This window comes from Prevotella veroralis, from assembly GCF_018127765.1.
In the GTDB taxonomy this organism is placed as follows: Bacteria; Bacteroidota; Bacteroidia; order Bacteroidales; family Bacteroidaceae; genus Prevotella; species Prevotella veroralis.
The window spans coordinates 1,837,949-1,860,876 of sequence record NZ_CP072330.1 but is presented as its reverse complement, the minus strand read 5'-3'; the positions used below and the strand labels follow the sequence as shown (position 1 = coordinate 1,860,876).

The following is a 22,928-nucleotide window of genomic DNA, read 5'->3' as shown; positions in this document are numbered from 1 at the left end:
AGAAGGGTAGGGCGGACACATGTGCTGTTTACTCTTATTGTTATTGATGAAGAATATTACAAGGAAGTTATTTTACGATAAAATCCTCAATCTCTTCGGTTGTCTCGCGACCATCAACATCCTTCACAGTGAAGTGTATGTGGTACTTTCCTTGTTTACATTCAGCAGGTACAGCAAGCTCTTTGTTAAAGGTAACCTTACCTGTTTTGCCATTGAGATCATTGACTTCCATCTCATGTTCCTTGTCTCCGTGGAACTCTACCTCAATCTCTTTAATGGCTGACGTTGTCTCTATATTGGCTTGGAAAGTAAGCTTTTCATTAGGTGCAGCAGTCATCTTGTTTACCTTTAGATTGGTTATCTTCGGTGCCTTAGGATCGACAGTCATCTTCTTTAACTGGATCTTTTCACCGATGTAACGAGTGGTGTTATCAACCGTTGTAACTGCAATAATACAAGTATATTCACCTTCTTCGAGGTCGTTTGAGAGCTTGAGATGCTCATGGAACTTGGTGTTTAATACGCCAACATACTTTGCATCTGTGTATGATTGAAGCTTTACTTGCCTATTATCCTTTAATAGGGCAACTTGGATAACACGGATTTTTGCACTTGAGACAATGTCACACTCAAGGTGAATATCACCTCCGATGATACCTATCTTGTTGTTGTCATGACCGAACTCTGGGTTCTTAAACTCAATAGTACTTGGTGTAACATCATCGTTATCACATGATGTCAATACCATTGCAAACACACTTAAGAGTGCTAAAGCACCAATAAATAATTTCTTTTTCATTGTTTAAATTGTTTTAAGTAAGGCTTTCGCCTTGTTTTGTAATCTTATAACTTGTCTTTGATGACTTGTTTATTTATGTTTAAGGAAAGGGAGTCATGGGGGAAGAAGATGTGTATATGTCTGCCCACCACGCTCATCCTTTCACTGTCTCAGATTTGATTTATAAGATTAAGTGCTATTTCTTCTTTAGAAGTCCAGCCCTACCATTAATGCTACATTGCGTCCCGGTTCAGGTACATTGATGAGTCGATAGAAGCTAGTATGGTCGTAATACTTTCGGTTCAAGAGGTTTTCTGCATTGAGATTAATGCGTAGTTTCTTGTTACCGAGGTTGAAATTCTTTCCTGCATTGAGGTTTAGAGTGTAATAACCTGGCGTCTGCTTCTCTGGTGGAACTATATTGTTTTGCCTACCAGTGACATGCAAGTTGAATGCTACAAACCCTTCATTACCCATCTTCTCACGACAGAAATCATACTTGATAGTGGCATCTGCTGACCAAGGAGTACTGAATGGAAGAGTGTAACCCTTCTTTGCTCCTGACAACTGTTCGGCATATAGATATTCACCCTTTAGTTCCGTGCTCAGAGAAGGGAGTATCTTCCAGTTTAATTGTAGCTCTGCTCCATAGCGAATTACGCGACTTTGTGTATAAAAATACCATTGTAAGCCTTCGTAGTAATCGGGAGTTGGATTCATGTAGATGTAGTTTGGGAAGTAATTGAGGTAGGGATCGAACTGAACGGAGAGTCGATCATTGCCCCAGTGAATACCTGCATCCACTTGATAAGACTCTTCTGGTTTGAGGTCTGGATTACCTTTCTCGTATCTAAAGATGTGATAATTGACACCATCTGTACCGAGTTCCTTTGGTATTGGAACACGGAAACTCTTACCGATATTGAGCTTCAATATCCATTGCTTGACTGCATAGTTTACACCAGCTGACCATGTCAAGCTATTGAAAGAACGGCTAAGATTGATGGAGCGTTCCTTATATACGGAGTCAGTAGCATTGATTGGTGTCTTGAACCAGTCGTTGTAACTGTGCAAGTGAGTATGTACGTGGTCATAACGAACACCAGCATTCAAAATCAAGTCGTTCGTTACCTTAAAGCGGTCGAAGGCGTAGGCTCCGAATGAACTCGTCTCGAAGTCTGGAATAATAAAGCCCCATCCTGCACGGCGGTTATGCTGATATTCACTGTTGATACCCGTTGTCAGTGTGTGTCGTTCGCCCATTGTGAGGCGCATAATGACGTTGGCTGTGTAGGTATCTTTCTTAAATTCACGTTCAAGCGTATGTGGAGGAATTGGCATATAACCATGTGATACCGCTTCTGCAAGTTCCTTTCTATGGTTGTTCTGATAGGCTATGTTGGCTTCAAGAGCTAGGTTACCATGTTGATAAACAGTGTGGCTCATTGCCTTAAAATGGTTCACACTCTGATAGGGTAAGTCGATGTCTCGACGTGACTTATCATAGTCAATGCTTGACAATCTGACCTCCAGACCATGTGCATTAGCAAAGAATCCGCTCTTTGAATATGTATCAGAAAACTTCAACTCTGTATGGAAGTTATAATGCTTGTAACCAATGGTTACGCTCCCATCACGCTCTAATCCAGCTGTGTTACGAAGTCTTTTCTTATAGAGAGGGATGTCGTAAGAGAAGTACTGAATACTATTGGTTGGTACTTTGTAATCGGCATAATCAATGTAAGTTGCGTTTGCCTTCCAATAGAAATGCTTACCAGTTCCTTGCAAACGGGCTGCTGCTCCAATTGATGCGTTATTGCTTCTCGTGAAGAGAGAGGCACTTCCTTCAAATGGTTTTGTAGGTATGAAGTTGGTGTAAAGGTTGATAACTCCACCAATAGCGTCCGATCCATAGAGTAGAGCAGCTGGTCCTTTGATCACTTCGATACGGTCGATAGCGAACTGATCAATCTCTAATCCGTGGTCATCTCCCCACTGTTGTCCTTCATGTTTGATGCCATCTTCGGTTACAACCATTCGATTAAAACCGAGTCCACGTATCGTGGGTTTCGATTGTCCGGAACCGATACTCATTGCCTTAACTCCTGGTATTCCGCTGAGTGATTGCATGAGACTTCCTGTGAAGTTTGTCTGTAAGTACGATTTGTCAATATGTATGGTATTGACTGAAGATGACATTTGTGTCTCTTTCTGACGATCGCCTAATACGGTGACATTTTGCATAACAATACTACTATCAACGTCGCTTTTTTCTTTCTCTGGAACGACTATTGATGTGTGTTGTACGGCTACTGCTGTCACACAGATAGGTGATAGAACGAAAGCTAAAATAGCTTTATTCATTATCACGTGTTCTAATGTTTAAATAAAAGAAATGCTGTTTCAGCTCTCCTTTATATGCGTTGGAAGCAATATAAAAGAGGGTGTTTGTGCGCCATGACGACAGATTATAGACTTACAATAAGGCGTATTCTCCCCTATACGAGAGGATGCAATACTACGCTATAATCCCTGTCGTGATGACGGAAAGAGGGCTTAATAAAAGATAATAAGCTGATAATCAGGAAGGCTAATAACAGTGATTATCATTTATGAACGTCCCCTTTAAAGACGTGTAGGGGGAGCTCTAAGGCTGGTGACTTCAACTTCTGGGCGTACATAAGAGATGTGCGTAAAAAGGAAGAGGAAACCCAATAAGATAGGAGTTGCTGTTGCAAGCAAGACATCCGCACCTTTTACAAAGTTGAAAAAGGCAAAGTGACAGATGGAACAAGAGTCAGGATTGTGGCTTTGACCTTGTTGTCCTGTTGCGTGATGACCATTAGCAAGCTCAGTTTCAACCTGACATACATGCACAGACTTTACTACCATTGGCAACATGAAGAGTGCCAACAGCAGCCATGCAATAAATGTCTTTTTTGCGTTATAAGCCTGCTTTGTCATCTATAATCTATCTATTTGGAAGCAAAGTTATTTATTATTTCGTTATGAAGCAAGTATTATCTTTCCTTTTTGATATTCTTAACATTGAAGTTGAGAATACCAATTTTGTTGGTTAGTATAGGTCGATGGGTATTTAACTATTGGATATAAAATACCCTCGAAAAGCCAAGTAGTGGGCTTTCCGAGGGCAAGGTATTATGGAAAAATCTTATTAATTGTTATTCTCTACATCGTTATTCTCGCGACGTGGGCGACGCTCTTCATGACGATGCTCACCATCACGACGTGGACGACGGTCACCTCTTGGGCGACGTTGAGGCTCTACATAACCCTCTGGCTTCTCAAGCAATACACGACGAGAAAGCTTGTACTTACCAGTCTTAGGATCGATGTCGAGTAATTTAACCTTAATCTTGTCGCCTTCCTTGATACCTGCTTCTTCAACTGTCTCAAGACGCTTCCAGTCGATTTCAGAGATATGGAGCAATCCATCTTTACCTGGCAGAATCTCTACGAAGCAACCGTATGGCATGATAGAACGTACAGTTCCTTCATATACCTCGCCAATCTCTGGAACTGCAACGATTGCCTTTATCTTACCAAGAGCAGCATCAATAGAATCCTTGTTAGGCGCAGAAACTTGCACCTTACCTATTCCCTCTGTCTCTTCGATAGTGATAGTAGCACCTGTTTCTTCCTGTATCTGCTGGATAATCTTACCACCAGGACCTATCACTGCACCAATGAACTCCTTTGGAATCTCCAATTGGATAATACGTGGAACTTGTGGTTTCATTTCCTGACGTGGCTCTGCGATAGTCTCTGTCAATAGGTTGAGAATATGCTCACGACCAGCCTTAGCCTGCATCAAAGCCTTCTCCAAGATTTCGAATGATAGACCATCACACTTGATATCCATCTGTGTTGCAGTCAAACCATCCTTAGTACCTGTAGTCTTAAAGTCCATATCTCCTAAGTGATCCTCATCACCAAGAATATCGCTCAATACTGCATATTTGTCCTCGCCTGGGTTCTTGATAAGCCCCATTGCAATGCCAGATACAGGCTTCTTCATTGGAACACCTGCATCCATCAATGCCAATGTTCCTGCACATACGGTAGCCATAGAAGAAGAACCATTAGACTCAAGAATCTGGCTAACTAAGCGTACTGTGTATGGGAAGTCTGCTGGAATCTGACCTTTCAAAGCACGCCATGCAAGGTGACCATGACCAATCTCACGACGACCAACACCACGTTGCGCCTTAGCTTCACCTGTACAGAATGGAGGGAAGTTATAGTGTAAGAGGAAGCGTTGATAGCTCTTATCTAACACGTTGTCAACCATCTTCTCGTCCATCTTGGTACCGAGTGTACAAGTTGATAAAGACATCGTTTCACCGCGTTGGAAGATAGCACTTCCGTGTGGCATTGGTAGAGTATCTACCTCACACCATATTGGTCGAATCTCATCCGTTGCACGTCCATCCATACGCTTGCCAGTGTCAAGAACACTGCGACGCATAGAGTCACGTTGAACATCAGCAAAGTATCTTTCTATTTCTGCGTGTTTTTCTTCGAGGTCGTCTTCACTTAAGTCAGTGTGTGCTGCATCGTATGCTTCAATGAAATCAGACTTGATTTTCTCGTAGGTTTCCTCACGATGTTTCTTATCGTTGTCACCGCTTTGAGCCTCAGCATAGCAAGCATCGTATGTCTCTTTGCGTACCTGTTCGCGTAAGTCTTCATCATTGATTTCGTCGTCATACTCACGTTTCACGTCAGTACCACATGCCTTAGAAAGCTCTTCCTGCATCTCACACATAGGTTTGATAGCCTCATGTGCTGCCTTCAATGCGCCTATAAGATCTTGTTCAGAAACCTCATCCATCTCACCCTCAACCATCATAATGTTGTCCTTAGTGGCACCCACCATGAGATCCATGTCTGCATGTTTCATCTGCTCGAAAGTAGGGTTGATGACATACTCACCATTAACACGTGCAACGCGCACCTCTGATGTAGGATAATCAATAGGGATGTCAGAAGCTGCTAAAGCTGCTGATGCTGCAAATCCTGCGAGAGCGTCTGGCTGATCAATGCCATCGGCTGATAACAGCATTACCTGTACATAAACTTCGCAGTGATAATCTGATGGGAATAGTGGGCGAAGTACGCGATCCACAAGGCGTGAAGTAAGGATTTCATCGTCATTTGCTTTGCCTTCGCGTTTGGTGAAACCACCTGGATAACGTCCTGCTGCAGCATATTGCTCGCGATAATCAACTTGCAAAGGCATAAAGTCTGTACCCGGAACTGCCTCTTTAGCTGCACAAACAGTGGCGAGAAGTACTGTGTTGCCCATGCGGAGCACTGCGGCTCCGTCTGCCTGCTTTGCAACCTTTCCGGTTTCAATTGAGATGGTTCTTCCATCTGGCAATTGAACTGTTTTCGTAATTACGTTCATCTAAAATTAAAAATACTTATTGTTTTGACCAACATCTAGGGAACAAAAAGTGATATGTACGTAAGGTTTGATACCTTCTAACGTCCCTTTTCACGCATCCCTTCAAAATTAATCCGTGCAAATTTACCTATTATATATGTAACAGACAAATAATTATGGCTCTATTTTAATAGTTGTCAGTTATAATATATCGTTATGTGTGAGTAACTAATAAGCTTGACTTATATTTTCCTTTCTATTATATATTTGTATTGCCTTATGAGAAACTTGACGGCATTTTAATCTTAGTAGGATGTTCAAAGAACTTACAGAAAAAGTCTCATATTGATATTTTTTAGTACCTTTGCTAATCGGTTATCATGGTAGTCATTTGCTCTATTGTTTTTAGATGTAGACGAAAGTGGGGATGTTTAATGATGTGTCGTGATTAAAGCCGTTTTCAATGTACAGTGTTTAACTAATTGTTTAGTAACTGATGGGAAATATTCTAACTGCAATAACAGCGATTGTGGGCAACTCCTTGGAACTCTCAGGGAATGCGCTGGGGGAAATACAGAATAGGGTAAATCAGATGGGGGCAGCTCTTGAAGATTATGTGAAGAATGCTTTTGCCGACTGTATTGGGAAAGATCAAAGAACAATTAATTCTCTGCGTAACTCTACATTCTCGTATTTGGGTAATAATACAAATCCCCCTGATGCAATGTTAAAGGGTAGCGACGCTATAGAGATAAAGAAGGTAGAGTCTGCTAAAAACACCTTACAGTTTAATAGCAGCTATCCTAAGAATAAATTAAGTTCAGGTAATCCGAAAATTTCAGTAAAGTGCAAGAATTGCGAAGAATGGAATACAAAAGACATGATTTACGTTGTAGGGCATGTTGAAGAATCCATTTTACATAATATATTCTTTGTATATGGAGATGTTTATTGTGATGCCCACAATGTTTATGAAAATGTAGAGAATACCATCAAAGAGTGTGTTCAGTCATTAGATGGTATAGAGTCGTCTGAAACAAGAGAACTTGGAAGGGTAAATAAAGTTGACCATCTTGGTATTTCAAGTCTCAGAGTAAGGGGAATGTGGGTTATAGCCTCTCCTTTCAAGCAATTTGAATATTTGTATGAAGATAAAGCTAAGGAGGAAGGTTATTCCTTTAGGTTGATTGCTATTATTCCTGTAGATAAGTATGACACTTTTAAGAATAAATCAGATTTTGAAACTTTCTGCATGGATCATGCAGTAGTTGTCAACGATGAAGATATACCCGATCCTCAAAATCCTGCAGAAATGATCAAGTGTAAAGTCGTAATATATAAGGTACAATGAATTTAATAAGTTTGTTCTCTGGTGCTGGTGGTCTTGATAAAGGCTTTCATAATGCTGGTTTTAGAACTATGGTTGCTAATGAATTTGACCCGAAGATATGCCCAACATTTAAGGCTAACTTCCCTGATACAAAATTAATTGAGGGAGATATCAGAAATGTAAAGGACGGTGAATTTCCTAAGCACGTGGCTGGAATTATCGGTGGACCTCCCTGTCAATCATGGAGTGAAGCTGGAAGTTTGAAAGGTATTGATGATGCACGTGGGCAGCTGTTTTATGAGTATATACGTATTTTGGAGGCTGTTCAACCCTTGTTCTTCGTTGCGGAAAATGTATCTGGTATTCTTGCAAAGCGCCATTCGGAGGCGGTCAATGGTTTCATGAAACTTTTTGATAAGGCTGGCTACGATGTAAACTTGAAAATGATAAACGCCAATGATTTTGATGTCCCAGAAGACCGCGATCGTGTTTTTTTTATTGGTTTTCGTAAGGATTTGAAAATCTATGATTATGAATATCCAACTCCATGTATGCATAAGCCAACGCTTCGTGAGTGTATTTGGGATCTCAAGGACAATGTAATCCCCGCTCTTGATAAGAATAAAACCAATGGCGACAAATGTGCCGTACCTAATCATGAATACTTTATGGGGGCATATTCGCCGATATTTTTATCCCGGAATAGAGTTAGAAGTTGGGATGAGCCTGGATTTACCGTTCAGGCAAGCGGTCGCCAGTGCCAGTTACATCCTCAGGCTCCAAAGATGATAAAGATAGAAAAGAATAAACAGATATTTGTGCCAGGAAAAGAAGAACTTTATAGACGTATGTCTGTTCGTGAAGTTGCGAGGGTGCAGACTTTTCCAGATGACTATATTTTTTTATATACTGATGTTAATATGGGGTATAAAATGATTGGCAATGCTGTCCCTGTAAATTTGGCTTATCATGTTGCGATGAGTATTAAGCATATACTTGACAAGTATGGTATAGGTTATAGGGATTAGGGTGACAGTTTGAAATTGTCTCTTTTGTGGTACAATGATTATTTGTTGTATAAACATTCAAGGTAGAAGTGTAATGGATGATAGCAAGAATTGACCTCCGTGTTGGAGACGGACGTTCTTGGCGCGAAGCGACAAGGTTGTCTGCCTCCAATACGTAAAAACGACCGGCGATGCAGAAAAATTAAAAAGGAGACTACTGTCTCCCAAAGATTCATTACTTTTGTATTGTTATATGTATAAGCATTTAACCCGTGAGCGAAGGTACGCAATCTACCTGGAAAACAAAGAAAACAGACCCATAAAACAATTGCTTAGCTCATAGGGACAGAGCAAATCAGCCGTGAGTCGGGAGCTAAGCGCAATGCGACAAAGAACGGTAAGTATGTCTGAGACAAGGCTGATGCCCTTTCTCTGAGCCGTATACATCGTGTAAGATGATCTGTAACGATACAAGCGATACACTTGCTGCAAACTCCGACATAAGATGAAGTATCGCCACATCCCCCAGTACAGACATGCGACCAAGGCTCCAGGCATCAGGAACAGGGTGGGTGTACACGAACGTCTCAAGGAGGCTGACGGCAGCCGGTTTGGAGATAGGGAGATAGACTTGATTGTCGATAAGGACAGCAATACCATTCTAACGATGGAAGAGCGCAGCACGAATTTTCCTCATTATGGAAAAGCTCAAGTATGGTAAGAAGGTCATGCCTCTTGCCAAGATGGTATGGCTGCTGCTGCCCTACATGGGAGAGTATCTTAAGACGATCACAACGGGTAACGAAAGTGAGTTTGTATAGCATGAGTGGATTACACGCAGGTTGGCATTGGATATCTATTTCACGGATGTATACGCCTCATGGCTGAAAGGAACTATCGAGAATACTAACAAACTTTCATTATTTCCATAAATCATACCTTCATTCTTTCGTTATTTCAATAATTCTTCTTACCTTTGCGCCCGTTTAAAGTGAATTAACTGATTAACGATGATGTTACAAGCAAAGAATTTCGATACAGCAAGTGCTTGCGCCTTGTATAATAAAGGTGTAAATACATCTGTCGTTACCTTGGATTCTTTAACACATCAAGATGAGAAAAAGATGGCAAATTATTTGGTAGTCTCAAATAATTGTATACTCTCTCTCTCTCTCTTCTCTCTCTCTCTAGTAGAGCAGGCTTATATTACATATTTTTTCTTCTCGCGTACGCGCGCGCGTGGCGTTGCGTGATCCCAGTAAACAAAGGACTTCTAGGAGTTTCCTTTGTCCTTTTTTATGTCCTTACTTAAAGTAGAATATAGAGAAATTAAGAATGAAATAATAACTATTTTTTCAATAAAGCAATGAGAAATAAACAAATGAAGACGGATTATTCTGCGCCTAATTGCATGATAATCCGAGTAAATGAGACCACTAATTTGATGTATACGTCTTTTCCTAGCCAGCATAACCCAGGAATTCACGGTACAGGTCCTTCTAGTGCGAAAGCTGCAACTATATGGCAGGAAGAAGAGGAAGATGGCGATACACAGAACGCCTCTTCTTGGAAAGACTAAGAGAGTTATAAGCAAGAATCAGAAACGAAACAAAGAAAGAATGAAAACAAGACAATTATTTAAAACCCATCTATTATCTTTTGCTGCAATTTGCAGTATGGTACTGGCGACAGCTTCCTGTGCCAATGAAGATATAGCACAGAATGGTACAGGTGGCAATAAAGATAAGAACTTTACAACCTTCGTTACAGGCGAGCCAACTAAGACACGCACCTCAATGGATTACAACGATGGTGCTTTCTATTGGGAGGAGGGCGACAAGATCTATGTGAAGGATGATGACGGACATTGGCAGACAAGTAATGCTGTGGATGCTGCTCATGCACATTCTGCCTCTTTTACGTTTAAAGTGCCTGGTAAATTCAACAACAGTGGTTCTTATAAGGTTTATTATCCAGGTAAGAACGGAAGTAATAATCAGGTAAGCATACCAGCTAGCCAGACTCAGACAGAGCCGAATACAACCAAGCACTTCGGCGAATCTGGCGACTGTGGCACGGCTGATGCGACTGGTACTATTGGTGGTAAAGTCTTCAGCTTTCAACTTAATCATCAGGCTTCCATCCTTGTCTTCCAGCCTTCTACGAACAATGACGTGTTGAAGCACTGCTATCTGACCAAGATAGAGGTAAGCTCTAATAATGATATTACGGACACCTACACCCTGGACCCTACTAATGGTGAACTGACAGGTACAGGTAGTGGAAAGACAATTGAGCTCACGACTAAAGGTAGTGGCACTTATGCCAATGGCTTCCCTTTGAATACAACTTCTCCCAACATTGCTCTCAATGGTGCCTATATGTTCATTAAGCCAGGTCCACATATACTCAAAGTGCGCTATTGGGTAAAGGATATGGTAACTGGCACAGAAGGTACGGTTACCAAGATTCTTAGTTCATTTAATTATCAAAAGAACACCTACTATGATATGACTGCTAACCTGAATATAAGGGACTATGATGGTGGTCAATACTATATGTGGGATGCTAAAGACCAGTATTGGAAAGGTTGGGAATGGACAACGAATCTTTCTGATCGTCAGCCTACTGTGAATGATGAAAAAGGCGAGAACTATCCAAAGACCAATGGTGACAGTCGTTGGTATAGTGAAGTTTATCCAGGTTACAATGTTCAGAATGATGCAAGTAAGAACTCTCTATTTACAGCTCTCCCCAATGTCAACGTAATGGTATGGTATGCCATGAAGGGTGACCCACGCTGGGATGCTGAAGAGCTTTGGACAACTATGGGGCATTTGTACAAGGGTGGTATGTGGTTCTTAAAGAAGGAAAAAATAGCCAGCAAGAACAGTACGACTACCGCAGCTATGGCTAACGCAGATCCTAACGGAATAGACTGGCGTAAAACAGGTAAGGTTGAGTCCAACACTACCCTCAATTCTGGTCAGCCTTCTGCCGGTGAGATAGGCAATTACTTCTACCTTCCTGCTTTGGGTGACTATGGAGATGGTAAATTGACTAGCCTTCAGAGTAAAGGTTACTTCTGGTCGGCTAGTGGTAATCCTATAGACCCTAAGGGTGCGTATGCTCTGAATTTCGAAAGTGGTAGTGTCACAGTGCGTTACTATTACCGCTCCCACGGATTCAGAGTGCAGACGTTTGAATAGGATGTTTCCTCAAACTCCAAGGATAGATATAAAACAAAGATATGAGAACATAAGAGTATCATAACGTAAATCTGAAATATGGGCGGTCAATTCTGACCGCCCATTTGTAAATAATATTTATTAGTCTGTTGAGAAGTGATATTGGGGATAACTTTTTTAGAAGTTCCTACAAAATTGATCTCAAAAGGGAGAATTACGGAAGTAGGACTTGTGGGGCACGGAAGTACGACCCGTGGGGCACGAAATGTACTTTCGTGCCCCACGAAAGTACATTTCGTCGATGTTAACAATTACACCCCTTCGTTTAACAATATTTTACCCACGAAAGTTCTCTCCTCAGAATATAGCCTTAAGAATCTTATTTGTTCAATTGAAATAATTTGTTAGAAATTTTCATTAGCCACTTCATTGTTAGTCGGACTATGCTTGAGAATTAAGATGCGATAGGGGACAGATAATATTTGATACTAATTGCTTTGCTGTTTTATCAATTTGAGTTACCTTTGCACGAGACATTAAAAGTTAAGAACGTAATATCTATTAATCAATGAAGTATACTACTGGAAGATTATTCGTTGCAGGCATAGCTGTTGTGGGATTGATGGTGCTGACAAGTTGTGCTGGTGAGCAATTTCATGTAAAGGGAACCATCGCAAATGCTAAGGATTCAGTGCTCTATTTTGAGCATAATGGACTAGAAGGTTTCTCTACGGTCGACTCTGTTAAGCTCAATGAAAAAGGCGGTTTTTCGTTCTCTTCAGATAAGGTTGATAACCCAGAGTTCTATCGATTACGTATAGCCGGACAGATTATTAATATCGCTATAGACTCTACTGAAACGGTTAATGTACAGGCTACTTATCCGCAGATGGCAACGGATTATTCTGTAAAAGGATCTTATGAGAATGAGAAAATAAAGGAGTTAGCTTTGAAGCAAGTTGACTTGCAAGCCCAGTGTCAAACTATTTATGCCGAGCGTCCAGATATTGCCGACTCTTTAGTGAATGTTCTTGTTAGTGGTTATAAGCAAGACGTGTCACGTAATTACATCTTCAAGGAGCCAATGCGAGCTTATAGTTATTTCGCTCTGTTCCAGTATATTGTTGTTGGAAATGAGGCTCGTTTGATATTTGATCCTACTAAGGATGCCAAGGATAATAAGGTGTTTGGGGCAGTTGCAACGAGTTGGGACACTTATTACCCAGGTTCGGATCGTACACAGAACCTGCATAATATTACCATCAAGGGTATGAAAGACGAGCGAATTGTGCAAGCACAGAATAAGCCTGTAGAGGTTGATGCGAAGGAGATGGGAGTTATTGACTTGCCATTACGCGATAATCGTGGTGTAGAACATCATCTAACTGATTTAAAAGGAAAGGTTGTTCTGCTTGACTTCCATGTTTTTGCGACAGAAGGATCAACTGAGTATATTATGAAAATGCGTGAACTTTATAACAAGTATCATGATCGTGGATTGGAGATATACATGGTTTCCCTCGATGATAACGCCCATTTCTGGAAAGAACAAGTAGCTAATCTTCCTTGGATAAATGTTTATGACGATACGGGTATCAGTCGTGCATATACAGCTCCAGCGCAGACTATGCCAATCATCTATCTCATTGATCGTGGTAATAACGTAGTGAAGAACCCTTCACAGATAAAGAATTTGAGTGAAGAAATAGAGAAACTATTATAATAAAAGGTTGTAGATTTAATAAGGAGGGTGTGCCAATAACTTTTGACACACCCTCTTACATCTTATCTGTATAACAGTTTACTGTTAGTATTTCGTTTCTATGGATACAGCAGGGGAAAGTACTTAAAAACTCTTCAACCATGCTTTGAGATCCATCATTAGTTCTTCGTGATAACGGAAACCAATCTTACTACCCCAACCATGACCACCACCAGGGTAAACATGGAGTGAAGCGCGAACATCATTGCGATAAAGTTCCGTGTAGTAGTTAACACCATTTGCTGGTGGAACAGTATCATCATCGTCACTAAGAGCGATGAATGCGCGAGGAGTAACACGACTAACGTTCATATCTGCACTGTATTTCTTCTCGTCACGTTTGCTTGGACGCTTACCTAAGAAGTTGATACGACTCCCTTCATGTCCATAGCCTTCTACCATTGAAATGACAGGGTAGAAAAGAATCTGGAAGTTTGGTTTTGCCTCACCTTGGCTACATGTTGCAATAGTTGCTGCAAGGTGTCCACCAGCAGAAAATCCCATGATACCAATGTCATTACGGTTAATCTTCCAACTGGTAGCATTCATACGTACCAACTTCATTGCTTGTTCGGCATCAGAAATAGGTACATTGGGTTCACCATGTGGTAAACGATACTTTAGAACGATGGCAGCTATACCTTGATTCTGAAAGAATTCCCCCCAATCATAGCCTTCTTTATCCATAGAAAGAGAGGTGTATCCGCCACCAGGGCAAATGACAACAGCGCGCCCAGTGGCTTCTTTTTCTATTGGAAGGTATACACGTACCTTTGCTGTGTCCTGTGGATCGCCGTTATCATAAGGTGGACGACCATTATAGAGTTTAACATCAAAAGCCCTCTGAGCCGACATTGACATTGCAATGGCAGCTAATCCAGCTACAAGAAAAAGTTTTCTTAATTTCATTCTAATATAATGTTTATTTGATTCTAATCCACTAAGATGTAATAATCAAAACTTTAATTAATAATGACGGTTGAGCCTCCTTCGCTATCACCTAATTGTAGCGCATTGTTGCAAAGATAACAAAAAGAAAGGATTAAACTATTGCATGTTTAGAGTTTTTAGTATATTTGCAGGCAGAAGAAACAAAAGGCATAGTGCCTAAAGGTATTTTAAAGATTGCGAGGTTTCTGTTAATAACTGTTCTTGAATAGCTCATTTAATGTTGAAGAAGTTGTACCCTCACAATCCATCATTCATTCCCAATCATAGTCTATGCACGTATTAGAGAAGTTTAAGTATTGTCCTGTATGTGGAAGTAAGCATTTTGTTGAACAGAGTGAAAAGAGTAAACTCTGCGAGAGTTGTGGCTTTGAGTATTTTCTAAACCCTAGTTCTGCGGTTGCAGCCTTTATAATGAACGATAAAGGTGAGCTCTTGGTGACACGAAGAAAGTTTGATCCAGGACGTGGAACGTTGGATCTTCCCGGTGGTTTCTGTGATATTGGTGAGACGATCGGAGAAGCTTTATCACGTGAAGTAGAGGAAGAAACGAACCTCATCATCAAAGAAAAGCATTACTTCTGTTCGCTTCCGAATAAGTATCGTTATAGTGGCTTTGATATTCCGACATTGGATACCTTCTTTGTTTGTAAGGTCGAAGATGAGGCGAAGTTACATCCCGCAGACGATGTAGCAGAAGCCGTTTGGACACCTCTAAAGGATATTCACACAGAACAATTTGGGCTTCGCTCCATCCGACAAGCCCTTCATGATTTTCTTCATAGGCATACTGAATACTTAAAAAAGTAGAAAATTTATCTATTAAATAAGGTGTAAGCAAAAAGTTTAAGTACTTTTGCGCTCTTGAAAAAATGTACAATTAGTGATTATGCAAGAGAATCTGGTAATAGTAGAGAGTCCTGCAAAGGCTAAAACAATTGAGAAGTTTCTTGGTAAAGACTATAAGGTGATGTCTTCTTATGGTCATATTCGTGACCTTAAGAAGAAGGAGTTGAGCATAGATCTCGATACGTTGAATCCCGACTATGAAATCCCTGACGAGAAGAAGAAAGTAGTTAGCGAACTGAAGAAGAATGCTAAAGCAGCAAAGAAAATTTGGTTGGCTTCCGATGAGGATCGCGAGGGAGAGGCTATTAGTTGGCACCTATGTGAGGTGTTGGGACTTGATGAAGAGAAGACCAGTCGTATTGTTTTCCACGAGATTACCAAGCCTGCTATCTTGAAGGCGATAGAGACTCCACGTCATTTGAATATGAATTTGGTCAATGCACAACAAGCTCGTCGTGTATTGGATCGCCTTGTAGGCTTCCGTCTATCACCTGTTCTTTGGCGAAAGGTGAAGCCAGCTTTGAGTGCAGGTCGTGTACAGAGCGTTGCAGTTCGACTGATTGTTGAACGAGAACGTGAGATTCAGAACTTCCAAGCAGAACCTTATTATCGATTGAATGCTGTTTTTGCTGTGACTGGAGAGGATGGTACAAAGAATGAAATTAAGGCAGAACTGAATAAGAGATTCAAGACACATGATGAGGCTATAGCATTTTTGGAGTTGTGTAAGACGTCAAAGTTTACGGTTTCATCGATAACGAAGAAACCCTTAAAACGTACGCCGGCTCCTCCTTTCACTACGTCTACTCTACAGCAGGAAGCTGCTCGTAAACTTGGATTTACTGTTAGTCAGACTATGATGGTGGCGCAACGTCTGTATGAAGCAGGACGTATCACTTACATGCGAACCGATAGCGTTAACCTTTCGGCACTAGCCATTAATACAAGCAAAGCAGAGATTGAACGCTTGTATGGGGCAGAGTATAGTAAAGTTAGAAAGTATCAGACGCATAGCAAAGGTGCTCAAGAAGCACACGAGGCTATCCGTCCTACTTATATGGAGAATGTTTCTATTGATGGAACAAGTCAAGAGAAACGACTTTATGACCTTATTTGGAAGCGTACCATTGCTTCTCAGATGGCTGATGCACAGATAGAGAAAACGACGGTAAACATTGCTTTAAATACGGAAGGAGGTAAAAGTCAGACTGATTTGCAGTTTGTTGCAAATGGTGAAGTTATCGCTTTTGAAGGCTTCTTGAAGGTTTATTATGAGTCTACTGACGATGAAGATGGGAGTGAGGAGTTATCACATGCATTGCCAGTAATACATGAAGGTGAAGAGTTGGAACGTCGTGAAATAGTCTCAACAGAGCGTTATTCACAAGGTCCAAATCGTTATACAGAAGCCAGCTTGGTTCGCAAATTGGAGGAACTGGGTATAGGTCGTCCTTCAACTTATGCCCCAACTATTTCAACCATCCAGCAACGTGAATATGTTCAGAAAGGTGATCGTAAGGGTGAGGAGCGTAAGTATGCCATTGATTCTTTGCTTGGATTGAAGATAACATCTAAGAATAAGAAGGAAATGGCAGGTGCTGATAAGGGAAAGTTGATACCAACTGATGTCGGCATCGTTGTTAACGACTTCCTGATGGAGAACTTCCCTGATATCATGGACTACAACTTCACTGCCAAAGTGGAGCAAGAGTTCGATAAAATCGCAGCAGGTCAAGTAGAGTGGAATAGGGAGATGAAACTCTTCTATCAGAACTTTGAACCAGAGGTGGAGAAGGTTATGAATGCCCGTTCTGAGCATAAGGCTGGTGAGCGAGAACTAGGTATAGACCCAAAGAGTGGTAAACCTGTATTCGTAAAGATTGGTCGTTACGGTCCTGTTGTACAGATTGGTAGTGCTGATGATGAGGACAAACCGCGTTTCTCACAACTCCCTGTTGGGAAGAGTATGGAGACTATTACTCTTGGAGAGGCGTTGGAATTGTTTAAGTTGCCACGTACACTTGGACAGTTTGAAAATTCTGATGTAGTTGTTGGTGCTGGTCGTTTCGGACCGTATGTACTTCATGATAAGAAATATACATCAATTCCTAAGGGAGAAGATCCATTAACGATAACACTTGGTGCAGCTATTAATCTTATTCAGACGAAACGTTTACAAGAGGCACAACGTCACTTGAAGACTTTCGCAGAAGATGCCAAGATGGAGGTGATGAATGGGCGTTATGGTCCTTATATAGCTTATGATGGCAAGAACTATCGTATGCCGAAAGCCCTTCATGATAAGGCTGCTGAGCTAACTTATGAACAATGTATGGATATTGTTAAGAATGCTCCAGAGCCAAAGAGAAAGAAGTAAGGTTGATGGTATATCTTCTATAATATAATGTCCATCACATTCATTTTAATATACAGAAGAAGTATAATGGAACGTTAAAGTATCGTGGGCATGTCAGACAATAAGGCTGGAAACATACCGCTTCGGATTATTCTTATCGGCTATATGGGGTCTGGAAAAACTACCATTGGGCGTGCTTTATCGAAAGAGCTAAATATCCCTTTCTATGATCTTGACTGGTATATAGAGAGTAGGATGCGTAAGACTGTAAAGCAGATCTTCGATGAAAAGGGTGAAAATGGCTTCCGAAAGATAGAACAGTCCATGCTTCATGAGGTGGCAGAGTTCGAGAATGTTATCCTCTCTTGTGGTGGTGGAACACCTTGTTTCTTCGATAATATGGATTATATGAACGCCCAGGGGGAGACGGTCTACTTAAAGGCTACCCCTGATGTGTTATATGGTCATTTAAAGATGGGCAAGTCTGTTCGCCCTCTATTATTGGATAAAACACCTGAGGAAGTAAGCCTGTTTGTTCGCAAGCAATTGCAAGAACGTGAACCATTCTACACCAAGGCAAAGCATACATTAGACGTTAGTTTGATGGATAACTATGCGAAGATACAAATATCGGTTGATGGTGTCTGTCAATTGTTATCATTGGATAAGACATTAAACACGTGATAATGTGTAATAACAATAGAACTTATAGTTTAAAAAAGATATACAAGGGATAGAGAACTAAAATGAAAAAGTGGACGATTGAAGATTCTCAAGAGTTGTACAATACCTCTGGGTGGGGTACTTCTTATTTTGGTATTAATAGTAAAGGGGACGTCTATGTTACACCATGTAAGGACAATACACAGATAGATTTGCGTGATGTTATGGATGAATTAGCCCTGCGTGATGTTACTCCCCCTGTATTACTTCGTTTCCCAGATATCCTTGATAATCGAATAGAAAAGACTTCTTCTTGTTTTGAGAAGGCTAAGAAAGAGTATGATTTTAAAGCTGAGAACTTTATCATCTATCCTATTAAGGTAAATCAGATGCAGCCAGTTGTAGAGGAAATTATCTCTCATGGGCGCAAGTTTAACCTTGGTTTGGAGGCTGGTTCAAAGCCAGAGTTGCATGCAGTAATCGCTGTACAGTGCCAGAGTGATTCGCTCATTATCTGTAATGGATATAAGGATCAGAGTTACATAGAACTGGCTCTATTGGCACAGAAGATGGGTAAGCGCATCTTTATTGTTGTCGAGAAACTCAACGAGATAGACCTTATCGCTCGTGCAGCAAAGAAACTTAACGTTAAACCAAACCTCGGTATTCGCATAAAACTAGCATCTAGTGGCTCTGGAAAATGGGCAGAGAGTGGTGGTGATGCATCAAAGTTTGGTCTTACTTCATCTGAACTTCTTCAAGCCTTAGAGACGCTTGATGCGAAAGGCTTACATGATAGTTTGCGTTTAATACACTTCCATATCGGTTCACAAATTACAAAGATTCGTCGTATTCAGACGGCTCTTAATGAGGCAGCACAATATTATGTGAACCTGAGAAAGATGGGTTATAATGTTGACTTCGTTGATTGTGGTGGTGGACTTGGTGTCGATTACGATGGTACACGTTCGTCCAGCAGTGAAAGTTCAGTAAATTATAGTATTCAAGAATACGTCAACGATTGTGTTTACACCTTTGTTGATGCAGCTAACAAGAGTGATATTCCACATCCAAACATTATTACAGAGAGTGGTAGAAGTTTGTCTGCTCACCATTCAGTATTAGTTATTGATGTTCTTGAAACAGCTTCTTTACCAGAGATGTCGGAAGATTTCGAGGCGAAGGAGACCGACCATCAGTTGGTAAAAGACCTTTATGATATCTGGGATAACTTAGATGCTCGTAATATGCTCGAGGATTGGCACGATGCAGAACAGATTCGTGAAGAGGCTTTGGAATTGTTCTCTCATGGTATGGTAGACCTTCGTACACGTGCTGAAATTGAAGCAATGTATTGGAGTGTATGTCATGAAATCAACAACTTAGCAAAGAACATGAAGCATGTTCCTGATGAATTGCGTAACATGGATAAGCTTCTTGCAGATAAGTACTTCTGTAACTTCTCCCTTTTCCAGTCTCTTCCTGATAGCTGGGCAATAGATCAACTGTTTCCTGTGATGCCAATCCAACGTCTCAATGAGCGTCCGAGTCGTAATGCCACATTGCAAGATATAACCTGTGACAGCGATGGTAAGATCTCAAACTTCGTCGCTATGGGGCGTAGCAGTCATGTATTACCAGTTCATCCATTGAAGGCAAATGAGCCTTATTACCTTGGTGTTTTTCTTATCGGAGCTTATCAAGAGATTCTGGGAGATATGCATAATCTCTTTGGTGATACTAATGCTGTACATATCTCAGTGAAGGACGGGAGATACCATATCGATCAGATCTTTGATGGTGAGACTGTAGAAGAGGTCTTGGAGTATGTTCAGTACAACCCAAAGAAACTTGTCCGCCAACTGGAGATATGGGTTACTAAAAGTGTAAAGCAGGGTAAGATTTCGTTAGAAGAGGGTAAAGAGTTCCTTAGCAATTACCGCAGTGGACTCTATGGCTATACTTACTTAGAATAAAAAGCTCTCTCTTAATGGAAGAGGTAACCTTTTCTTAGAGAATGATAGACGCATGGTTTCTATGTCCTGATATTGTTTCTTTAATGTAGACATACGAACCTTACGTCTTTATTCGATAGAGAGATAGAGCCTTGTTATTATGGTTGATTTATGATGAAGGGTTGAGGGTAAATCGTAGTAAATGTGTTAATGAAGATTAAAGAATGAACTTTTGACCTCTTCCGTTGTAACTTCTACCTAACTATAATCGTCATTTAAACAGAGAGAAGATGAAGAATATCAGTTTCCGAGATGATGTCTTACCGTTAAAGAACGAACTCTTTCGGCTTGCACTTCGTATTACACTCAATCGGTTTGAGGCTGAGGACATCGTACAGGATACGCTGATTAAGGTTTGGAATCGTCGATCAGATTGGAATGACATAGACTCTATTGAGGCGTTTAGCTTGACGATATGTCGTAACCTCTCACTCGATCGCATCAAGAGAAAAGAGAATAATAACGATTCTTTAGAAGATGTGAAAGGAGCAGAACCTTTGGCTTCATCTAATCCACAAGACCGAATGATTCAAGCGGATAGGGTGGGTCTCATCAAACAGATAGTGGACTCACTTCCGGAGAAGCAACGTAGCTGTATGCAGCTAAGAGACTTCGAGGGGAAATCTTACAAAGAGATTGCAACGATCTTGGATATTACTGAAGAGCAAGTAAAGGTGAATATCTTTCGAGCACGACAGGCGGTCAAACACAAATATATGAAACTAGATAATTATGGATTATAAGTACATTGAACAGTTACTGGAACGCTATTGGCGTTGTGAAACTTCTCTCCAAGAAGAGGAGATTCTACGTGCGTTCTTCTCTCAAGAGGACATTCCAGCGGCTTTACTACCTTATCGTGACCTCTTCACCTATGGTCAGAGAGAGAAGGAAGAGAGCGTACTGGGCAGTGACTTTGACCAAAGGGTATTGGGTATCATAGAGAAGGATGAGCCTGTGAAAGCACGTGTTATCACGATGCGTCATCGTCTAATGCCTCTCTTTAAGGCTGCAGCTGTGGTCGCAATTATCCTCACTTTGGGGAATGCTATGCAGGTGGCTCTCTCTGACGAGGATGCTTCACGTGCAGTACCAAGTACAGCTACTGTCAATAAACCCCATAAAGGTCCTTCTGTTGCAAAGGCAGACTCAATGAAAGTGGATACCTTGCAGCATAAGATGCAGACGTCTGTGTCATCCATAACAAAGTAAGACAATTTCTATGCTTTCTCAATAAATAATCATTTAAAAGTAAAACAACTCGAGGCCGTGAGGTCTCAATATTCTCTCAAATTTTTCATAAATAGTAACGTAGAAGAGCTGGTATTCGTTAAGAGTATCGGCTCTTCTGTTTCTTAATAAACGTATGTTTAGATTGCTCCTAACTGGTCCGCAACTTTCATGACATTGGCTGGTGGACGTTGATTCAGTAGTTCGTTCTTCATGTAGTCCATATATGGAGCAATGTGTTGGAAGAACTTCTTATACCCTTTGCAGAGGTAGTTAAGACCAGAATTACCGTACTTGTCCTTTATAAATCGGTTCTTTGGACACTCTCCATGACAGGCAAACTCCCATTCACACTCACGACATTGACGAGGGAGAGAAGCGTGCTTGAGTTTGCTAAACTGCCGTTGTTTTTCACCATAAAGCATATTCACCAGCGTTTGATTCCTTATATTACCAAGTTTGTAATCAGGGAACACAAAGTGATCACAAGAGTACACATCTCCATTGAACTCCATTACTCCTGCATGTCCACACTCCTTTGCATACACACAGATACCAGGTGTTTGTCCCACCCAGTTAGCCAATATACAATCAAAGATCTCCACGTAGGTTTGTCCCACATCATTGCGTACCCACTCATCAAAGACAGCACACAAGAAGTCTCCCCATTGCTCTGGTGTAACCGAGAAGTCCGCTATTGGCAACTCTTCCTTATCGGTTAGAGTCGCTAGATGTCGCCCGTCCTTGTGTTGTACAATACGCTCTACAATGGGTGAAATCTGTATGAACTGGCATCTAATCTCCTTGAAGAAGTGATAGAAGTCGAGCGGGTAATCAGCATTGAAATCGTTTACTACCGCCATAGCATTCCATTCCACGTGGTGTTTCTGGAGCTGTTTAATCCCCTTCATAACCTTTGACCATGATGGACCATTGCGTGCTGTACGTCTGTATTCATCGTGAAATTCCTGTGGACCATCAATCGATACACCTACAAGCCAGTTGTTTTCACGTAGGAACTCACACCATTCATCAGTCAATAAAGTACCATTTGTTTGTATAGTATTGCTTATTCTGCGCCCATTAGCATACTTCCGTTGCAGGTCAACTGCCTTTTTGAAGAAGGATAGTGGGCGCATCATCGTCTCTCCCCCATGCCATGTAAAGAGTACTTCATTCATGGTTTGAGCATTGATATATTCCTTTGTGAATCGTTCTAATAGCTCTTCTGTCAGTATGCGAGTTGGTGTGTTCTTATAGAGATTCGCCTTTTCAAGATAATAACAATACTCACATCTGAGGTTACAGGAAGCCCCGACGGGCTTTAGCATGATGTATAATGGGTGTGAAAATGGCGCTATTGTGTTCATGTCTATGTGTCTTTTCTTATCT

Annotated in this window: 19 protein-coding genes; 13 read left to right on the top strand and 6 right to left on the bottom strand. The window is 41.0% G+C overall.

All coding sequences use genetic code 11. The annotated features are described in order from the left end of the window. Positions 1-67: 67 nt before the first annotated feature. The 4 genes from J5A55_RS07825 to pnp all read right to left on the bottom strand — a co-directional run bounded on the left by J5A55_RS07825 (position 68) and on the right by pnp (position 6,209). On the bottom strand, positions 68-799 hold the full coding sequence (locus J5A55_RS07825) for a DUF4625 domain-containing protein (RefSeq protein WP_004382949.1): 732 nt from the start codon (positions 797-799) through the stop codon (positions 68-70). Positions 800-985: 186 nt separating this feature from the next. After that, on the bottom strand, positions 986-3,142 hold the full coding sequence (locus J5A55_RS07820; RefSeq protein WP_004382948.1) for a TonB-dependent receptor: 2,157 nt from the start codon (positions 3,140-3,142) through the stop codon (positions 986-988). A gap of 261 nt (positions 3,143-3,403) precedes the next feature. Continuing rightward, positions 3,404-3,742 (bottom strand): hypothetical protein, encoded by a 339-nt coding sequence (locus tag J5A55_RS07815; protein WP_004382947.1) that lies wholly within the window; start codon positions 3,740-3,742, stop codon positions 3,404-3,406. A 211-nt stretch (positions 3,743-3,953) separates the two neighbouring features. Further along, entirely contained in the window at positions 3,954-6,209 is a 2,256-nt protein-coding gene (pnp, locus tag J5A55_RS07810; protein ID WP_004382945.1) for a polyribonucleotide nucleotidyltransferase, read from the bottom strand. Positions 6,210-6,684: 475 nt separating this feature from the next. On the opposite strand from pnp, the gene J5A55_RS07805 reads away from it, so the two are divergent. The 7 genes from J5A55_RS07805 (at position 6,685) to J5A55_RS07780 (ending at position 13,436) form a co-directional block, all read left to right on the top strand. Then, complete coding sequence (locus J5A55_RS07805; protein WP_004382944.1) at positions 6,685-7,539, top strand: NgoPII family restriction endonuclease; 855 nt, start codon at positions 6,685-6,687, stop codon at positions 7,537-7,539. Then, positions 7,536-8,546, top strand: a complete 1,011-nt coding sequence (locus J5A55_RS07800) for a DNA cytosine methyltransferase (protein WP_211802926.1) — start codon at positions 7,536-7,538, stop codon at positions 8,544-8,546. Before J5A55_RS07805 ends, J5A55_RS07800 begins: the two co-directional genes overlap by 4 nt. A gap of 484 nt (positions 8,547-9,030) precedes the next feature. Then, a complete protein-coding gene (locus tag J5A55_RS12345; protein ID WP_004382940.1) occupies positions 9,031-9,246 on the top strand; it encodes a hypothetical protein in 216 nt (71 codons plus the stop codon). Further along, positions 9,224-9,346: a hypothetical protein gene (locus J5A55_RS12475; protein ID WP_004382939.1), complete on the top strand. Its 123-nt coding sequence runs from the start codon at positions 9,224-9,226 to the stop codon at positions 9,344-9,346. The genes J5A55_RS12345 and J5A55_RS12475 overlap by 23 nt, the downstream gene beginning before the upstream one ends. Positions 9,347-9,891: 545 nt before the next feature. Continuing rightward, a complete protein-coding gene (locus J5A55_RS07790) occupies positions 9,892-10,104 on the top strand; it encodes a hypothetical protein (RefSeq protein WP_039851185.1) in 213 nt (70 codons plus the stop codon). Positions 10,105-10,144: 40 nt separating this feature from the next. Then, positions 10,145-11,734, top strand: a complete 1,590-nt coding sequence (locus J5A55_RS07785; RefSeq protein ID WP_039851183.1) for an Lcl C-terminal domain-containing protein — start codon at positions 10,145-10,147, stop codon at positions 11,732-11,734. Positions 11,735-12,281: 547 nt separating this feature from the next. Continuing rightward, complete coding sequence (locus tag J5A55_RS07780; protein ID WP_004382936.1) at positions 12,282-13,436, top strand: TlpA disulfide reductase family protein; 1,155 nt, start codon at positions 12,282-12,284, stop codon at positions 13,434-13,436. A gap of 123 nt (positions 13,437-13,559) precedes the next feature. Here J5A55_RS07780 and J5A55_RS07775 read toward each other — a convergent pair whose 3' ends face one another. Continuing rightward, positions 13,560-14,384: an alpha/beta hydrolase gene (locus tag J5A55_RS07775; RefSeq protein ID WP_004382935.1), complete on the bottom strand. Its 825-nt coding sequence runs from the start codon at positions 14,382-14,384 to the stop codon at positions 13,560-13,562. Between the two features lie 312 nt (positions 14,385-14,696). Here J5A55_RS07775 and J5A55_RS07770 point away from each other — a divergent pair, with 312 nt between their 5' ends. From J5A55_RS07770 to J5A55_RS07745, 6 genes are all read left to right on the top strand, one after another. Further along, on the top strand, positions 14,697-15,233 hold the full coding sequence (locus J5A55_RS07770) for an NUDIX domain-containing protein (protein ID WP_004382934.1): 537 nt from the start codon (positions 14,697-14,699) through the stop codon (positions 15,231-15,233). Between the two features lie 79 nt (positions 15,234-15,312). Further along, complete coding sequence (gene topA / locus J5A55_RS07765) at positions 15,313-17,649, top strand: type I DNA topoisomerase (protein ID WP_004382933.1); 2,337 nt, start codon at positions 15,313-15,315, stop codon at positions 17,647-17,649. Positions 17,650-17,739: 90 nt separating this feature from the next. Beyond that, complete coding sequence (locus J5A55_RS07760) at positions 17,740-18,312, top strand: shikimate kinase (protein ID WP_004382932.1); 573 nt, start codon at positions 17,740-17,742, stop codon at positions 18,310-18,312. Positions 18,313-18,374: 62 nt separating this feature from the next. After that, on the top strand, positions 18,375-20,267 hold the full coding sequence (speA, locus tag J5A55_RS07755) for a biosynthetic arginine decarboxylase (protein WP_004382931.1): 1,893 nt from the start codon (positions 18,375-18,377) through the stop codon (positions 20,265-20,267). A 269-nt stretch (positions 20,268-20,536) separates the two neighbouring features. After that, a complete protein-coding gene (locus J5A55_RS07750; RefSeq protein WP_004382930.1) occupies positions 20,537-21,049 on the top strand; it encodes an RNA polymerase sigma factor in 513 nt (170 codons plus the stop codon). Then, complete coding sequence (locus J5A55_RS07745; protein ID WP_004382929.1) at positions 21,039-21,518, top strand: hypothetical protein; 480 nt, start codon at positions 21,039-21,041, stop codon at positions 21,516-21,518. Before J5A55_RS07750 ends, J5A55_RS07745 begins: the two co-directional genes overlap by 11 nt. A gap of 158 nt (positions 21,519-21,676) precedes the next feature. Here the strand turns inward: J5A55_RS07745 and J5A55_RS07740 are convergent, their stop codons facing one another. Continuing rightward, on the bottom strand, positions 21,677-22,906 hold the full coding sequence (locus J5A55_RS07740) for an anaerobic sulfatase-maturation protein (protein ID WP_039851181.1): 1,230 nt from the start codon (positions 22,904-22,906) through the stop codon (positions 21,677-21,679). Between the last annotated feature and the right edge of the window lie 22 nt (positions 22,907-22,928).